The sequence below is a fragment of the Ligilactobacillus animalis genome, from assembly GCF_009933595.1.
Classification (GTDB): domain Bacteria; phylum Bacillota; class Bacilli; order Lactobacillales; family Lactobacillaceae; genus Ligilactobacillus; species Ligilactobacillus animalis.
Window position 1 is genome coordinate 746879 of sequence record NZ_CP047141.1, and the last position, 15844, is coordinate 762722.

Annotated in this window: 15 protein-coding genes; 14 read left to right on the plus strand and 1 reads right to left on the minus strand. The window is 40.2% G+C overall.

Annotation, left to right across the window (positions count from 1 at the left end; all coding sequences use genetic code 11):
- Positions 1–37: 37 nt before the first annotated feature.
- From GSR62_RS03685 to holA, 10 genes are all read left to right on the plus strand, one after another.
- On the plus strand, positions 38–3463 hold the full coding sequence (locus tag GSR62_RS03685) for a pyruvate carboxylase (protein WP_066023827.1): 3426 nt from the start codon (positions 38–40) through the stop codon (positions 3461–3463).
- Positions 3463–4584: a CAP-associated domain-containing protein gene (locus GSR62_RS03690; protein ID WP_066023828.1), complete on the plus strand. Its 1122-nt coding sequence runs from the start codon at positions 3463–3465 to the stop codon at positions 4582–4584. The genes GSR62_RS03685 and GSR62_RS03690 overlap by 1 nt, the downstream gene beginning before the upstream one ends.
- Before the next feature lie 52 nt (positions 4585–4636).
- A complete protein-coding gene (locus tag GSR62_RS03695) occupies positions 4637–4927 on the plus strand; it encodes a YlbG family protein (RefSeq protein ID WP_010688784.1) in 291 nt (96 codons plus the stop codon).
- A gap of 88 nt (positions 4928–5015) precedes the next feature.
- A complete protein-coding gene (gene rsmD, locus GSR62_RS03700; RefSeq protein WP_258409073.1) occupies positions 5016–5585 on the plus strand; it encodes a 16S rRNA (guanine(966)-N(2))-methyltransferase RsmD in 570 nt (189 codons plus the stop codon).
- Between the two features lies 1 nt (position 5586).
- Positions 5587–6057, plus strand: coding sequence for a pantetheine-phosphate adenylyltransferase (gene coaD, locus GSR62_RS03705; protein ID WP_010688787.1), 471 nt, complete (start codon positions 5587–5589; stop codon positions 6055–6057).
- 63 nt (positions 6058–6120) lie between these two features.
- The gene (locus GSR62_RS03710) at positions 6121–6402 is read left to right on the plus strand and encodes a hypothetical protein (RefSeq protein ID WP_035448986.1); all 282 of its coding nucleotides are present in this window, start codon (positions 6121–6123) and stop codon (positions 6400–6402) included.
- 70 nt (positions 6403–6472) lie between these two features.
- Entirely contained in the window at positions 6473–6772 is a 300-nt protein-coding gene (locus tag GSR62_RS03715; RefSeq protein ID WP_035448988.1) for a ComEA family DNA-binding protein, read from the plus strand.
- A gap of 60 nt (positions 6773–6832) precedes the next feature.
- Entirely contained in the window at positions 6833–7321 is a 489-nt protein-coding gene (locus GSR62_RS03720; protein ID WP_010688790.1) for a ComE operon protein 2, read from the plus strand.
- Between the two features lie 8 nt (positions 7322–7329).
- Positions 7330–9558, plus strand: a complete 2229-nt coding sequence (locus GSR62_RS03725) for a DNA internalization-related competence protein ComEC/Rec2 (RefSeq protein ID WP_066023829.1) — start codon at positions 7330–7332, stop codon at positions 9556–9558.
- A 77-nt stretch (positions 9559–9635) separates the two neighbouring features.
- Positions 9636–10667, plus strand: a complete 1032-nt coding sequence (holA, locus tag GSR62_RS03730) for a DNA polymerase III subunit delta (protein ID WP_010688792.1) — start codon at positions 9636–9638, stop codon at positions 10665–10667.
- A gap of 51 nt (positions 10668–10718) precedes the next feature.
- Here holA and rpsT read toward each other — a convergent pair whose 3' ends face one another.
- Positions 10719–10973: a 30S ribosomal protein S20 gene (rpsT, locus tag GSR62_RS03735; RefSeq protein ID WP_004048909.1), complete on the minus strand. Its 255-nt coding sequence runs from the start codon at positions 10971–10973 to the stop codon at positions 10719–10721.
- 273 nt (positions 10974–11246) lie between these two features.
- Between rpsT and rpsO the strand changes: the two genes are divergently transcribed.
- From rpsO to tuf, 4 genes are all read left to right on the plus strand, one after another.
- Positions 11247–11516 carry a 30S ribosomal protein S15 gene (rpsO, locus tag GSR62_RS03740; RefSeq protein ID WP_004048905.1) on the plus strand — a complete coding sequence of 90 codons (270 nt, stop codon included), beginning with the start codon at positions 11247–11249 and terminating at the stop codon, positions 11514–11516.
- 180 nt (positions 11517–11696) lie between these two features.
- On the plus strand, positions 11697–13406 hold the full coding sequence (locus tag GSR62_RS03745; RefSeq protein ID WP_066023830.1) for a ribonuclease J: 1710 nt from the start codon (positions 11697–11699) through the stop codon (positions 13404–13406).
- Between the two features lie 68 nt (positions 13407–13474).
- A complete protein-coding gene (locus GSR62_RS03750) occupies positions 13475–14359 on the plus strand; it encodes a hypothetical protein (protein WP_035448995.1) in 885 nt (294 codons plus the stop codon).
- Between the two features lie 205 nt (positions 14360–14564).
- Positions 14565–15752, plus strand: coding sequence for an elongation factor Tu (gene tuf / locus GSR62_RS03755; RefSeq protein ID WP_010688796.1), 1188 nt, complete (start codon positions 14565–14567; stop codon positions 15750–15752).
- Positions 15753–15844: the final 92 nt, after the last annotated feature.

A 15844-nucleotide genomic window follows, 5' to 3' on the forward strand; every position in this document is an offset into this window, starting at 1 on the left:
TAGAAAATAGAAGAATTTAGGAAAGTGGTGTTTATTGATGAAAAAGATTTTAGTTGCTAACCGTGGCGAGATCGCTATTCGGATCATTCGAGCGTGTCACGAACTTAATTTACAGACAGTTGCGATCTATGCTAAAGAAGACGAGTACGGAGTCCATCGTTTTAGAGCCGATGAATCCTATCTTGTTGGAGCTGGAAAAAAACCGATCGAAGCTTATCTAGATATGGATGATATCATCCGGATCGCTAAAATGACAGGGGCCGATGGGATCCACCCAGGTTATGGTTTTCTGTCTGAAAATGAAGAATTTGCCCAAAAATGTGAAGATGCTGGGATCACATTTATTGGACCAACAGTTAAGCAATTACAAATGTTTGGTGACAAGATTGAAGCTAAAGAAGTGGCACATGCTGCTGGGCTAGAGACGATCCCCGGGACTGAAGATCCAGTTAGATCGATCACCCAAGTCCGTGAATTTGCCGATCAACATGGTTATCCGATCATGGTCAAAGCTGCTTTAGGTGGCGGGGGTCGTGGAATGCGGATCGTCTATTCTGAAGATGAATTAGAAGAAGCTTACAATCGTGCGCGTAGTGAAGCCATGCAATCTTTTGGCGATGATGAGCTTTATGTTGAAAAATACTTACAAAATCCTAAGCATATCGAAGTTCAGATCTTAGGGGATAAATATGGTAATATCTTGCATTTGTTTGAGCGTGATTGTTCGGTGCAACGTCGGCATCAAAAGGTGATCGAATTTGCGCCAAGCATCACCTTAGATGATAAGCGACGCCAAGAGATCTGCGAAGCGGCCGTTCGTTTAGCCAAAAGTGTCAACTATCAAAATGCTGGGACAGTCGAATTTTTAGTTACAGATGACAAATTTTATTTCATCGAAGTCAACCCGCGTGTCCAAGTTGAACATACAGTCACTGAAATGATCACAGAGATCGATATCGTTCAATCCCAGATCTTGATCGCTGCAGGTAAAGATCTCTTTAAAGATCTGCATCTGCCACACCAAAAAGACCTTAAATATCATGGCTGTGCGATCCAATGTCGGATCACGACTGAAGACCCTGAAAATAACTTCATGCCCGATACCGGTAAGATCGAAACATATCGTTCACCAGGTGGTTTTGGCGTGCGGTTAGATGGTGGGAATGCCTATGCCGGTGCCGTCGTGACCCCATTCTACGATTCACTGTTGGTCAAGACATGTGTGCAGGCACGGACCTTTAATGAAGCTGTAGCTAAAATGGATCGGGTCTTACGTGAATTTAAGATCCGTGGAGTCAAGACTAATATTGATTTCATGCGTAAAGTTATCAATAATGAAGTCTTTAAAGCCGGGGATGCTAATACGACTTTCATCGATCAAACCCCTAGCCTATTTGAGTTTGAACGTAAATCTAATACTGTCAACCAATTACTCAAATATATCGGGGATGTGACCGTCAACGGCTTCCCTGGTGTTAAGCAACAAAAGAAGATCTTTGTGCCTGATATCAAGTTAAAAGATACTTTTGCTCCAAGTGATGCTATCAATGCTAAAAAAGTCTTTGATGACTTAGGCGCTGAGGCAACGATGAAGTGGGTCAAAGACCAAAAAGAAGTTCTTTTGACCGATACTTCAATGCGTGATGCCCACCAAAGTTTATTTGCGACCCGGATGCGGACTAAAGATATGGCCCCAGTGATCGAAGTTTACGATAAAGCCTTGCCAAATGTCTTTTCCGCTGAAGTTTGGGGTGGGGCGACCTTTGATGTAGCCTACCGTTTCTTGAACGAAGATCCATGGCTACGCTTGCAGTTCATGCGTGAAAGAATGCCACATACGCTCTTGCAAATGCTTTTACGGGGCTCGAATGCGGTCGGCTATCAAAATTACCCAGATAACGTCTTAAAAGCATTTATCGATAAGAGTGCGGCTAATGGGGTCGATGTTTTCCGGATCTTTGATAGTTTGAACTGGATCGAACAAATGGAAAAGAGCATTCAATATGTACGTGATACGGGTAAAATCGCGGAAGGTACGATGTGTTATACCGGAGATATTTTAGATAAGAACGAAACTAAATATACTTTGGCTTACTATGAAAACTTAGCTAAACAATTAGTTGATGCCGGTTCTCAGATCATCGGGATCAAAGATATGGCTGGCTTGCTCAAACCAAAAGCTGCTTTTGAATTAGTCGGAGCTTTGAAGCAAAAAGTTGATGTACCGATCCATTTGCATACACATGATACGACTGGGAACGGGGTCTCAACTTATGTGGCTGCAACTAAAGCTGGTGTCGATATCGTTGATACAGCTATGAGCTCACTTTCGGGAACAACAAGTCAACCAAGTATGGGAAGCTTCTATTATGCATTAGAAGAAGATGCACGCCAACCAAAACTTGAAATGGAAAATGTTGAAAAGATCAACCAATATTGGCAAGGTGTAAAACCATTCTACCAAGCATTCATGAATGGAATGACTTCACCACAAACTGATATTTATCAAACAGGGATGCCAGGTGGTCAATACTCTAACCTACAACAACAAGCTAAGGCATTGGGGATCGATGACTTTGAATTAGTCAAGCAAACTTACCGCGATGTCAACGAACTTTTAGGTGATATCATCAAGGTCACACCAAGTTCAAAAGTGGTTGGTGACTTTGCGATCTTCATGATCCAAAATAACTTGACTAAAGATAACATTTTGACTCGTGGGCAACAACTCGACTTTCCTGAATCAGTAGTTGATTTCTTCTATGGTGATCTTGGCCAGCCATATGGTGGTTTCCCAGAAGAATTACAAAAAGTTGTCTTAAAAGGCAAAAAGCCGATCACAGTTCGTCCAGGGAGTTTAGCTGAGCCAGTTGACTTTGCTAAGATGGAAAAAGAATTGACCGAAAAGATCAAGCGTAAACCAACGGCTGAAGAAATGTTGAGCTATATTCTTTATCCAGATGTCTTCATGGGCTATGAAGAAAATACGAAACGCTTTGGTTCAATGGGTGTCTTGGATACGACCACGTTCTATCAAGGGATGCGCCCAGGCGAAACTGTTCGGGTCAAATTTAGACCAGGTCGTTCTTCGATCTTTAGATTGGATTCGATCTCTGATGCTGACGAAGATGGTAATCGCAGTCTCTTCTTCTCGGTCAACGGTCAAAACTTGCAGATCGTGATCCACGATAAGAGCAAGGAAGCTAAGGTCAATGCGATCCCTAAAGCCGAGCCAACTAACCCAAATCATATTGGGGCAACATTGAGTGGTTCAGTGCTAAATGTCTTAGTCAAAAAAGATCAAGTTGTTAAGAAGGGTGAACCATTAGTAGTTACCGAAGCGATGAAGATGGAAACTACGATCAAAGCACCGTTTGATGGTAAAGTAACGCATATTTACGTTAAAGATGGCGATATTTTAGCAAGTCAAGATCTGCTGCTTGAATTAGAGCCAGTTAAATAATGTTTGATCGTAACTTTTGGAAGAAAACGTGTGTGTGTTTTGTGATCATTTTGCCAGTCCTCTATTTATTGGCGATCTTTACAAGTGATGACAAGACTGATAAAAAAGAGTTGTCTCATTCAAACGAACCACACTCACAAGTTGTTCCTAAAGTAACTAAATTAAAAACACAAGGTTTGGCACGCTATATTGGCGTGTCAAATCTTGCTTTTAGCGCTGATTTTAGCCAACCAACGCAAGTGCTCACCAGTGCGGAAAATATCGAATGGCAGCAGTACCGCTGGGAAGATAAAACGTATATGTTGGTCGGGATCGATAAATATAGCGCTAAGGTCTGTGCTATCTATCTTTTAGGCGAATCGCCACTGGCAAGTGAGCTAAAAAATGGATTGAAAAAAAGCGAATTACAACAAAAATTTCCTCTAGCTATGGATTTTAAACTCAGATCAAATGAGCAAACGGCACAGATAAAATTAACGCAGACAGATCTGGCAACGAAGCCTTTGATCGCTTTTAAAAATGGCAGTTATGCGGTGAGCTATATTTCTAGGGTGACTAAAAAAGTAGTTGCAGTGGAATATCTTGATAAAGAAGAATTGCTACGCAGTGGTTTATATAAAGTTAGTTCACAGACTCCTTTACCAGTGCGTTATAGTACAGATGTTTTGTCCTCGGATGATCAAGATACGATGATACAAGAGATCTGGGAAGTGTTGACTTTTGAACGGGCACAGAGGAAAGTAGCGCAGTTGAGCCAGAGCGAAGAGGCGACAGCTGTAGCTCAAAGAATAAATCAGACGTTAGAAAACGATCCTAAAAAATATCTGTCCAAAAAACAATTAAAACAGTACCGGCGACTTAAGGCAGATCGCTTAAATGACGTTAAAGTTTTACAGTTAAGACCCAATGATGTGTCAGCCCAATTATTAGCCGATGCCCAAGTTGATGCTGAACGCTTTGATATATATATCAACGGACCAGTTGTGAATCCGGTGCAATTAGTAGCAACGACGGGAAAAAATCAAAGCTTTTGGAATAACATTTTGTTTTCTAAAAATACAAACATTGGATTTAACTATGAAAATTCATGCTTGATCGTAGTTTATGATAAAAATGGATAAAATATTTGAAAAATGATGATACAATAGTAGAAGATGTGTAGGTGATAAAAAGATGGCTTTTGAAGCAAAAAAACGTCGTGGCGTGATCGTATATCTTTATCATTTGCGCCAGAGTAAACAATTAAGACGTTATGGTAATCTTCAGTATGTTTCACGCAAGATGAAGTATGCCTTGATCTATATGGATGAGGTAGATGTAAAAAAGACGGTCGAAAAATTGAAACAGTTACGCTTTGTTAAAGCGGTCGAGATCTCGAATCGACCTGATATCACGACAGAATTTTCCAAACAGGATCATCAAGCATATAAACTGACTGAAGAAGATCAAGAGAAATTCAATTAGAAATTTAGATAAAGATCGCATATCTATAGTTGTGCGATGTGTTAGATCCCGATTGCGATCTAGTGTAGTAGTTGATAAAAGAAGAGAGCTGAGTTGTATGAGAATTGTAGCAGGAGAATATGGGGGGCGTCGTTTAAAGGCAGTACCCGGAATGAAGACTCGTCCCACAACGGATAAAGTCAAAGAGGCAATGTTTAACATTATTGGTCCGTACTTAGATGGGGGCCAAGTTTTAGATTTATTTGCTGGTTCGGGTGGTCTTAGTATCGAAGCTGTTTCACGTGGTGCTGACCATGCGACTTTGGTAGATCGACAATATCAAGCGATCAAAACGATCCATGAAAATTTGAGTGTTACCAAGGAAGAAGATAAATTTACAGTGCTAAAAGGTGATGCCTATAAGATGCTCAATAAATTGGCTAAACAAGAGCAAAGCTTCGATTATGTTTTTCTTGATCCACCGTATAAAAAACAACAGATCTTAGAATTGATGGAGCAATTAAAACAATTAGGGCTTTTAAATGCCGAGGCTTTGATCATTTGTGAAACAGATCAAGTTGCTGATCTGCCCGAAGAATTAGCTGATTTTGAACTTATTAAAAAAGCTGATTATGGGATCACAGAATTAACGTTTTATCGCTATAAGGAAGTGAACTGAAATGAAGGCGATCTTTCCTGGGAGCTTTGACCCCGTGACCAATGGACATTTAGACATTATCAAGCGCAGTGCGGCGATATTTGACGAAGTATTTGTCGTGGTTTTGACCAATACCGCCAAAAAGCCGATGTTTTCGGCAAATGAGCGTCAGAGCTTTATTCAAAAGGCAACTGAAAAAATCCCTAATGTCAAGGTTTTAGCTAAGGAAGCTGATCTAACGGTGAATGTTGCGCAAGAATTAGATGCCCAGATCATCATTCGCTCGGTCAGAAATACGCAAGACCTTGAATTTGAGCAAAATATTGCGGCGATGAATAAAGAACTGGCACCAAAGATCGAGACTTTGATCTTGTTGACCGATCCCAAGTATGCTTTTTTGTCGTCGACTTTGGTCAAAGAAGTTGCACGTTTTAAGGGTGAATTGGGGAATTTAGTTCCACCGATCGTTCAAGTAGCCTTGAGTAAAAAATAATTTTTTAAGAGTAGGAAATATTTCCTGCTCTTTTTTCGTATTTATATAGTAGGAGGCGAGAAAATGAATGATTGGTATGATTTTCTGATGGAATACAAGTGGCGGATCCTTTCAGGTGGTATTTTAGCGGTGATCTTGGCTATTGTAGGGATATTTGGATTTGAACGTTCAGCTACGAATGCGACTGAAGTTTTTGCGCCAAGTTCTTCAAGTCATCAGGTGATCCAAGCAGTTAAGTCAAAGAAAACAGCAGGCTACGTATATGTAGATGTTAAAGGCGAGGTCAACCATCCGGGGTTATATAAGCTTTCGGCTAGTGACCATGTGAGGCGACGCGATCGCTAGCGCTGGTGGTCCAACAGCTCAAGCAGAAGTTTCGCAGTTAAACTACGCCAAAAAACTGACCGACCAACTATTGATATATGTTCCTAAGCAAGGAGCAACTGTTGCTAGTGCTCAAACAGCAGTCGCTCCAGCAGAACCACAGACTTCTTTGACCGCGAACGCATCGGGAGCAGACGGTAGCAAAGTGAATTTAAATACAGCAACTAAAGAACAGCTGATGCAAGTCGATGGGATCGGTGATAAAAAAGCGACGAAGATCATCGAATATCGGCAACAGCATGGCTCATTCAAACAATTATCTGAATTAAAAGATATTTCGGGCATTGGTGATAAAACGTATCAGAAATTGAGTAAGTCTTTAACGATATAGGCAATAATAGTTATCTTTGATATACTATTACTAAATTTAGAGATGATGAGGTAGGAAAAAATGGAAAAACGCATCCCTTGGGATCAATATTTTATGTTACAAGCGGTTTTGCTATCGTTACGGAGTACTTGTACACGTTTATCCGTAGGGGCAATCTTGGTCAGAGATCAGCGAATGATCGCCGGTGGTTATAATGGCTCAGTTTCAGGTGATAAGCATTGCATTGATGACGGGTGTTACATGGTCGATGGGCATTGTTTACGTACGATCCATGCTGAGATGAATGCTGTTTTGCAATGTGCTAAGTTTGGGATCCCCACAGATGGGGCAGAGCTTTATGTCACGGATTTTCCATGTCTGCAATGTACTAAGATGTTATTGCAAGCAGGGATCAAAAAGATCCACTATCTCAGAAATTATAACAATGACCCTTATGCACTCGAATTGTTGAAGTTAAAAGAAGTTACACTCGAGCAAGTCAAACTCGATAAGGAATATATTGACACTGCTTTGTTCAAGCAATTGGTCGATAAAGGAGAGCCTAAGTAATTCAAGTCATGCTTTTATTGACAGCCTTTGTAGCTGTCAGTTTAAGTTTTTTGATACTTGACCATACTTGGATGGCAGGGATGGTCGTGTTAGTTTTATTCTTAAGACTGTTGGCCACTAAAAATATTCACCTGATCAGTAGTGTATTAGTGATTTGTGTGTTTTTTAGTATCCGGTTTTATACTTGGCAACAAAATGTACATCAAGTTATGCAAGTCACACCAGATGTGACCCAGAAGCAACATTTGCTGATCTACAGTGATGAAACTAAGATAAGTGGGGATCTATTGACATTTAAGGCCTGGTGGTGGGAAAAACGCCAGTGGGTGAATGGATATTATCGGATCCGAACTTTAGCTGAAAAAAAGACGTTATTACAAATAAACAAGACAAAGATCTGGAATGTGACGGGAAAAGTTTTACCGTTGCAAGCCCCGACCAATGAGGCTCAATTTGATTGGCGCCGTTTTTATCAAGGAAAGAACATCTTTTTAGCTTTTGCTGTGACACATTACACTTTGCAAAAGGTACCACCGGGACAAATGGCGTGGCGCGGGCGATTACATGATCTGCGCCAAGCATTGCGTTTAAAATTAAAAAGGCTTCCCCGACCATTAGATTGGTACAGTGCTACGTTGCTATTGGGGATAAGATCGTCTGACGCTAATAAAACTTTAGCTGATATCACGCGCTTAGGATTGTTGTATCTATTTAGTTTATCTGGCCTCCATGTTTTTTATGTAGTCAAAACTTTACGTCGTTTCTTAAAACTCTTGCGTTTACCAAAATGGCTAGAAATTCTAGTGGTTTTAGGTGTTTTGCCTGTTTATGCGATCTTAGGTGGGGCCTCTGCGAGTTTGGTACGTGCGGTCTGGATGTGTTGGCTAAAACTGGCAAAGAGGCTCATAAAAGGAGTGCGCTTAAAACTAGCCACTATTTGGGCAGTGGTTTTATTACTTGAACTATGGCGCTATCCGGCGTTGTTTTATCAACTAGGGGCACAGCTGAGCTATCTTTTGACTCTGGTGATCGTTACAAGTAAAACGAGTTCGAACTGGTTGTTTAATTTGAAGCTAAATGCTTTTAGTGCACCACTCGTATTATATTATACATATCAGTGGAATTTCTTGACCTTTTTGATAACAGGTTGGATGAACCTGATATTTGAGTATATTATTTTACCAGTGACCTTTATCGGTGCAGTAGTCCCATTTTTGCAGAATTTAGCAGCTCAGCTCTTACAGCTGATCTCAAGCGGTTTGAATTTATTAGCGCGCTTGCCGAGTAATTTGATTTTAGGTAGACCGCCATTGATAATGGTCTTGTTTTGGTTGGGTGTACTATTGTGGTTACAAGGTAGTTCGAAAAAAATTCGCTGGTTAGCTTTATTAGGGATGAGTTATTTTTTGACCTTTTTATTGTTACGTTATCCTTTGAGTAGTGAGGTCGTATATTTTGATATAGGTCAAGGTGACTGCACTTTGATCAGAGAACGTTTTTCGCGGCGAGTGATCTTGATCGATACTGGGGGTAAAGTTCATTTTTCAATGCCTAACTGGAAAAAGCATCCCACTAAGACAAGTGGTGAGACGATCGTGGCCAATTATTTGCTGAGCAAAGGGATCACCCGGATCGACCAACTATATTTAACGCATCAAGATGCAGACCATGTTGGAAATTTCCCAAGCTTGAGCCAATTGATCAAGATCAAACAGATCATCGTACCAGCTGGAATGGAAAATCTACCTAGTTTTAAGCATCGGTTGGCTAAGTCGGCGGTTATGCCTGAAGCAGTTAAAGGTGTAACTGATAGGGTGAAACTATCTGATCCACACTTGAAGTTGTTACATCCCTTCGCGCGTGGACAAGGAACAAATGCTGATTCACTCGTTTTGTGGCTCGATTTTTATGGCCTAAAATGTATTTTTACAGGTGATCTCGATCGCAAAGGCGAACTTGCGGTCAGCAAGAAATATCCTAATTTGACAGCAGATGTGTTAAAGACGGGGCATCATGGAAGTAAGACAGCGACTGATCCTAAATTCGTGCAACAATTAGCTCCTAAAGTTGCGATCATTTCTGCTGGGCGGCATAACCGGTACGGTCATCCAAATCAGGAAACTTTGGTGACTTTGCAGAAAGCAAAAGTTCCGTACTATGTGACGGCTAAAGTCGGGATGATAAAATTTACTGAAATGTTAGGGTATTTCTCATTTTGGGATCTTAAAGATAATTAGAGCTAATAGGATAAATATGGTATGATTGTTAAATCGGAATAATAGCAGAAGAAGGGAAGCGAGCTTTAGTTAAAACTATGGTGACGGTAGAAAAAGTCTTAAATGACATTGAAAAAAATCAGATGGCACCAGTTTATTTGGTCTTAGGTGAAGAGCAAGTCAATGCTGAGAAGATCAAACAAAAACTGATCGCCAATTTCCCGGAAGAAGAACGCGAATTCAATATTGGAATTTATGATATGGAAGAGGTAACGCTATCGACTGCGCTAGCCGACGCAATGTCGGTACCGTTTTTTGGAGAAAAGCGGCTCGTGTTTATAAATCGACCGTATTTTTTGACCGGTGAAGCTAAAAAAGTAAAACTCGAACACGATCTAGATGAATTGATCGCTTATGTAAATGATCCTGAACCGACGACGGTACTAGTTTTGATGGCACCTTATGCTAAACTAGATGAGCGTAAAAAAGTGGTCAAACAGATCAAACAAAAGGCTGTGGTAGTCGACAATAGTCCGCTGACAGAGATGGCTGTACGCAAGCATTTATCCGCCGAATTGGCCCAAAAAGGCTATACGATCGATCCTAGAGCCTTAGAGATCTTATTACAACGAACGAACGCCAACTTGACTGCGATCGCTAATGAGTTACCAAAGCTCTTATTGGTAGCTGAAGATAAGCAGATCACTGTTAATGAAGTATCTGCGATGGTCTCACGTTCTTTAGAGCAAAATGTGTTTGATCTGGTCGAACTTGTTTTGCAAAAAGATACGGCTAAAGCTTTGGAGCTATATCGTGATCTATTGCAACAAAAAGAAGAACCTTTAAAGATCAATGCGATCTTAGAAGGGCAGTTCCGGTTATTACTTCAAGTCGAGATCCTACAAAAACATGGCTATGCTCAAGGTAATATTGCAAGTACGTTAAAGGTCCATCCATATCGGGTCAAATTAGCTTTGCAAAAAACGCGGGTCTTTAAGCGCCAAGATTTAAAAAATGCTTATCTAGGTCTGATCCATATCGAGGAACGATTAAAAACTACGACGCAAGAGCCAGAATTACTTTTTCAACTATTTATGCTTAATTTTGCTCAAAAAGCGGTCGTGGTATAACAAAAAAGAGCTTGGAAATTTAATTTCCAAGCTCTTTTCAGTTATCATTCATTATTTAGCTAAACGTGCAGCCATACGAGACTTGTCACGCGCAGCCTTGTTAGCTTTGATCAAGCCTTTAGAATGTGCGCGGTCAACAGCTGAAACTGCTTCGCGGTAGAGTTTTTCAACATCTTCTGCACCTGCAGTCTTAGCTTTTTCAAATTTCTTGATTGCTGTACGCATCTTGCTTAATTCAGCAGAGTTACGAGCGTTAGCTTTTTCGTTTGTTTTTACACGTTCGATTGCGGATTTGATAATTGGCATGAATGTCACCTCCACCTGTATGATCCGTAACGGTATCATCTAAATTTTCAACATATCTCATTATACAAGAGCGTTTTAAACAATGCAACAGAAAAATGAATTTGATGTCAAGAAATATTCCTTGACACTTATTTATAAATTTAAGACTTGCATTTCAAAGCAAAATCTAGTAGATTAGATTAAGTACAGATGTACCGGACCTATAACTTAGTTTGGCGACGACACCGACGACTTACTCGGTTTTAGGCAGAATTTTTGAAAGGTGGAAATACAATGGCTATTTCAAACGAAAAGAAAAACGAAATCATGAAAAAATACGCACGTCATGAAGGCGATACAGGTTCAGCAGAAGTTCAAATCGCTGTTTTGACTGCAGATATCAACGAACTTAACGAACACGTACGTAGCCACAAGAAGGACTTTGCTTCCCAACGTGGTTTGATGAAGAAGATCGGTCATCGTCGTAACTTGTTGGCATACTTGCGTAACAAGGACGTTCAACGTTACCGTGAATTGATCAAGAGCTTAGGCTTGCGTCGTTAATCTTATTTTCGAAAGTGTTGCTAGGAGTGATTCTAGCAACACTTTTTTTCTGCCTGGATATAATTGTTAACTGGTACCGTAATTATGGTATAATCATATATTGATAGGTCGATTTTTCGACCCGTGTTAAATATGATAATTAAAATATTTTATACAAAAATCTAAAACAGAGGTGAGAATATGAGTGATATAAAGATCATTTCACTTGGTGGCGTACGTGAAAATGCTAAGAATATGTATGCCGTTGAAGTGAATGATGATATTTACATCCTAGATTGTGGATTGAAATATCCTGAAAATGAATTATTAGGGATCGATATCGTGATCCCTGATTTTGAATATTTACGTCAAAATGCACGCCGGATCGTCGGAGTATTTTTGACACATGGACATGCTGATGCAATCGGAGCATTACCATATTTTGTAAGTGAGTTTGATGTACCTGTCTTTGGTTCAGAATTGACGATTGCTTTAGCTAAAATTGCTTGTGAAAATGAAGAGATAGCAAAGAAATTCAATGATTTTCATGTTATCAATGAAAAAACAGAGATCGATTTTCCTAGCGCAACGGTGTCATTTTTCAAAACAACTCACTCGATCCCAGAAAGTTTAGGGGTAGCATTGAAAACAGATGAAGGAACGATCGTATATACTGGTGATTTCAAGTTTGATCAAACAGCTTCAGCGCAATATCAAACTGATCTCGCACGTTTGGCCGAGATCGGAAACGATGGCGTTTTAGCGCTGTTGAGTGACTCTGCAAATGCAGAAAATCCAAGTGAAACGGTCAATGAACGTGAGATCTATGATTTTATCAGTGAGACCTTTGAGTATCGTAAGGGGCGGATCATCGTTGCCTGCGTTGCTTCCAATATCTCACGGGTGCAACAAGTTTTGGATGCCGCCCAAGCTAACGATCGAAAAGTTGCTTTGACTGGACATGATGTTGAAAAAATCGTCCGGACAGCTTTGAAATTAAATAAACTTCACTTGCCGAGTGATGATATTTTGATTCCGATCAAAGATATCAAACGTTATGATGATGATCGGATCGTTATCCTAGAGGCTGGTCGTTCGGGTGAACCGTTGAAGTCCTTGCAAAAAATGGCTTTAAAACGGCATCGTTCCGTTTCGCTACATGAAGGTGATCTCGTCTTTATCACGACTACACCATCACATGCAATGGAGACCAACGTGGCTAAAACACGTGATATGATCTATCGCTCGGGTGCTGATGTCAAATCGATCTCAGATGAATTGAACTCTTCGGGTCATGCTAGCAAAAATGACTTGCAGTTGATGATGAATTTGTTAAAACCACGTTATGTATTACCAGTCCAGGGTGAATATCGTTTGTTAGCGGCTAATGCACACGCAGCGACAGAAGTTGGGATCCCAGCGGAAAATATCTTCTTACTAGCAAAAGGCGATGTGGCTGAATATACTCATGGCAAGATGTTAGTTGCCTCATCGGTCGAAGTCGGTAACACGATGATCGACGGGATCGGGGTAGGTGATATTGGTAATATTGTGCTTCGTGACCGTAAGATCTTGTCTGAAGATGGGATCTTTATCGCGGTAGTCACGATCGATCGCAAGAAGAAAAAGATCGTAGACCGACCAAAGATCACTTCAAGAGGTTTTGTTTACGTTAAGACAAGTCGCGATCTGATCGCTGAAAGTGCCGATATCATTACTAAAACTGTCCAATCAAATCTTGACAATAAAGAATTTGATTGGGGACATTTGAAACAAGATGTGCGTGAGCAGCTCAATCATTTTCTCTATGAGCAAACAAAGCGTCATCCCGTTATTCTGCCAGTGATCATGGAGATAAACCAATATCATGGTCATGGTAAAAACAAGAAGAATAATGGTTCGCACAAATAATGCGACTTAAAATTATGAAGGTTGTAACAAAGATATGTTACAGCCTTTTTGAATAAGGAAAGTGAACGATGGAACAAGAAGAATTATATGCGGCTGGTCAGGCAGCTTTAGAAAAAAGTGATTTTTTACAAGCTAAGGAATTATTATTACAAGCGTATCAAGCTAAAAAAACGTTTAAAGTAAATTATTTGCTCTTTACCGCACTAAAAGAATTGAAAGATCACCAAATGGCAAGTTTATTGGCTGAGGATTATCTGTTAGATTATTTACGAGATGATCAAAAGTTGACAGAATATGTAACAGAGATGATCTATGCCGGTAAGGTCAGAAAAATCGAGATGACCTTAAATTTGATGAGTGGTTTCATGTCAGCTAAAGAAAAAGCCAATTTCACGCGCTTATTTGATCAAACTTTGGCTACTGTAAGAACGCAAACGGATGTAAATGCTTTGACCAAAAGATTGAAGCATTTAGGTGCACTCGCTATTTTGGAGCAACGCCAAGTTTTTGAAGCTTCAGGAAGTTTGACGATTGCTGAATTTGTGGAAAGTGTTAGTGCTGACCTAGTGGATGAAGATGTGCATCCGTTAGTCAGAGCGGCTATTTTAGATGAATTGCGCTATCTTGGGAGTGAAAAAGCAGTCACATATCTGCTATTTACAGGTGAAAAACAAGACTTTGTTCCGGGTAACTTGAAAGAATTAGATGATTATGTGATGTATCAGCGTCTGACAGCTTTGCTGGAAAATGATCCTGAATATGCTGTAGATCAAAAGGAACAGATCTTAGCGGAATTAAAATTAAAATTGCAACTGCTTTATCCAAAATTGACAGCACCATATGCTGATCCGGAGAAACTTTATGCGGTATTGCTAGGAAAATCAGGCTTAGACGCACAAGAAAATGAATTTGCGCAGGCCTTGGAAAACAGCCTAGCACAGTGGACGGTTTAACTAATTCCAAATATTTTTTTAAAAAATTGGATTTTAGTATTTACAAAAATCAATAGTGACTATATAATAATTCAAGGTTTTCAGTTTAGAAGGAACCCGAGTAATAAATTACTTGGCATTCTTGACTGGAAGTAGTATAATAAAATTTAAAGGATTATCGGCAGAATTGCAGATTTTCTTTGCAAAATTACAGGAGGTTCTATTAATGGCAAAAGAACATTACGAAAGAACAAAACCCCATGTAAACATTGGTACAATTGGACACGTTGACCATGGGAAAACAACTTTAACAGCAGCTATCACAAAGGTTTTATCTGAAAAAGGTTTAGCTCAAGCTGAAGATTACGCTTCTATCGATGCTGCTCCAGAAGAACGTGAACGTGGTATCACAATCAACACAGCACACGTTGAATACGAAACAGAAGGCCGTCACTACGCACATATCGATGCTCCAGGACACGCTGACTACGTTAAGAACATGATCACTGGTGCTGCTCAAATGGACGGTGCTATCTTAGTTGTTGCTGCAACTGATGGTCCTATGCCACAAACACGTGAACACATCTTGCTTGCTCGCCAAGTTGGTGTTGAATACATCGTTGTATTCTTGAACAAGTGTGACTTGGTTGACGACGAAGAATTATTAGACTTGGTTGAAATGGAAGTTCGCGACTTATTGAGCGAATACGATTTCCCTGGTGATGATATTCCTGTTATCCGTGGTTCCGCTCTTAAAGCATTGGAAGATGATGAAGATGCTAAGAAGAAGATTCTTGAATTGATGGATACAGTTGACGAATACATCCCAACACCAGAACGTCCAACAGACAAGCCATTCTTGATGCCAGTTGAAGACGTATTTACGATCACAGGTCGTGGTACTGTTGCTTCCGGTCGTATCGATCGTGGTATCGTTAAAGTCGGCGACGAAGTTGAAATCGTTGGTTTGAAAGACGATGTTCTTAAGACAACTGTTACAGGTGTTGAAATGTTCCGTAAGACACTTGACGAAGGTGAAGCTGGTGACAACATCGGTGCATTGCTTCGTGGTGTTGACCGTACACAAATCGAACGTGGTCAAGTTCTTGCAAAACCAGGTTCAATCCAAACACACAAGAAGTTCAAGGGTGAAGTTTACGTCTTGACAAAAGAAGAAGGTGGCCGTCATACTCCATTCTTCTCAAACTACCGTCCACAATTCTATTTCCACACAACAGACGTTACAGGTGTTATCGAATTGCCTGAAGGTGTAGAAATGGTTATGCCTGGCGATAACGTAACATTCTCCGTTGAATTGATCGCTCCAGTTGCTATCGAAAAAGGTCTTAAATTCACAGTTCGTGAAGGTGGTCGTACAGTTGGTGCTGGTGTCGTTTCTGAAATCGACGACTAATATTCTTTTGAATATTGAAGAAGGCTTGGGTTCGTCCCAAGTCTTTTTTGTCTAAAAAATCGACTTTTTGTACTATAAACATTTACATTTAA

Excerpts from the sequence above, each read along its gene's own strand:
- GSR62_RS03710 (WP_035448986.1), top strand. The coding sequence starts at position 6,121 with ATGAATGATTGGTATGATTTTCTGATGGAATACAAGTGGCGGATCCTT.
- rpsT (WP_004048909.1), bottom strand. The coding sequence starts at position 10,973 with ATGCCAATTATCAAATCCGCAATCGAACGTGTAAAAACAAACGAAAAA.
- GSR62_RS03745 (WP_066023830.1), top strand. The coding sequence starts at position 11,697 with ATGAGTGATATAAAGATCATTTCACTTGGTGGCGTACGTGAAAATGCT.
- coaD (WP_010688787.1), top strand. The coding sequence starts at position 5,587 with ATGAAGGCGATCTTTCCTGGGAGCTTTGACCCCGTGACCAATGGACAT.
- GSR62_RS03685 (WP_066023827.1), top strand. The coding sequence starts at position 38 with ATGAAAAAGATTTTAGTTGCTAACCGTGGCGAGATCGCTATTCGGATC.
- tuf (WP_010688796.1), top strand. The coding sequence starts at position 14,565 with ATGGCAAAAGAACATTACGAAAGAACAAAACCCCATGTAAACATTGGT.
- holA (WP_010688792.1), top strand. The coding sequence starts at position 9,636 with ATGGTGACGGTAGAAAAAGTCTTAAATGACATTGAAAAAAATCAGATG.
- GSR62_RS03690 (WP_066023828.1), top strand. The coding sequence starts at position 3,463 with ATGTTTGATCGTAACTTTTGGAAGAAAACGTGTGTGTGTTTTGTGATC.
- GSR62_RS03725 (WP_066023829.1), top strand. The coding sequence starts at position 7,330 with ATGCTTTTATTGACAGCCTTTGTAGCTGTCAGTTTAAGTTTTTTGATA.
- GSR62_RS03750 (WP_035448995.1), top strand. The coding sequence starts at position 13,475 with ATGGAACAAGAAGAATTATATGCGGCTGGTCAGGCAGCTTTAGAAAAA.
- GSR62_RS03720 (WP_010688790.1), top strand. The coding sequence starts at position 6,833 with ATGGAAAAACGCATCCCTTGGGATCAATATTTTATGTTACAAGCGGTT.
- GSR62_RS03695 (WP_010688784.1), top strand. The coding sequence starts at position 4,637 with ATGGCTTTTGAAGCAAAAAAACGTCGTGGCGTGATCGTATATCTTTAT.
- rpsO (WP_004048905.1), top strand. The coding sequence starts at position 11,247 with ATGGCTATTTCAAACGAAAAGAAAAACGAAATCATGAAAAAATACGCA.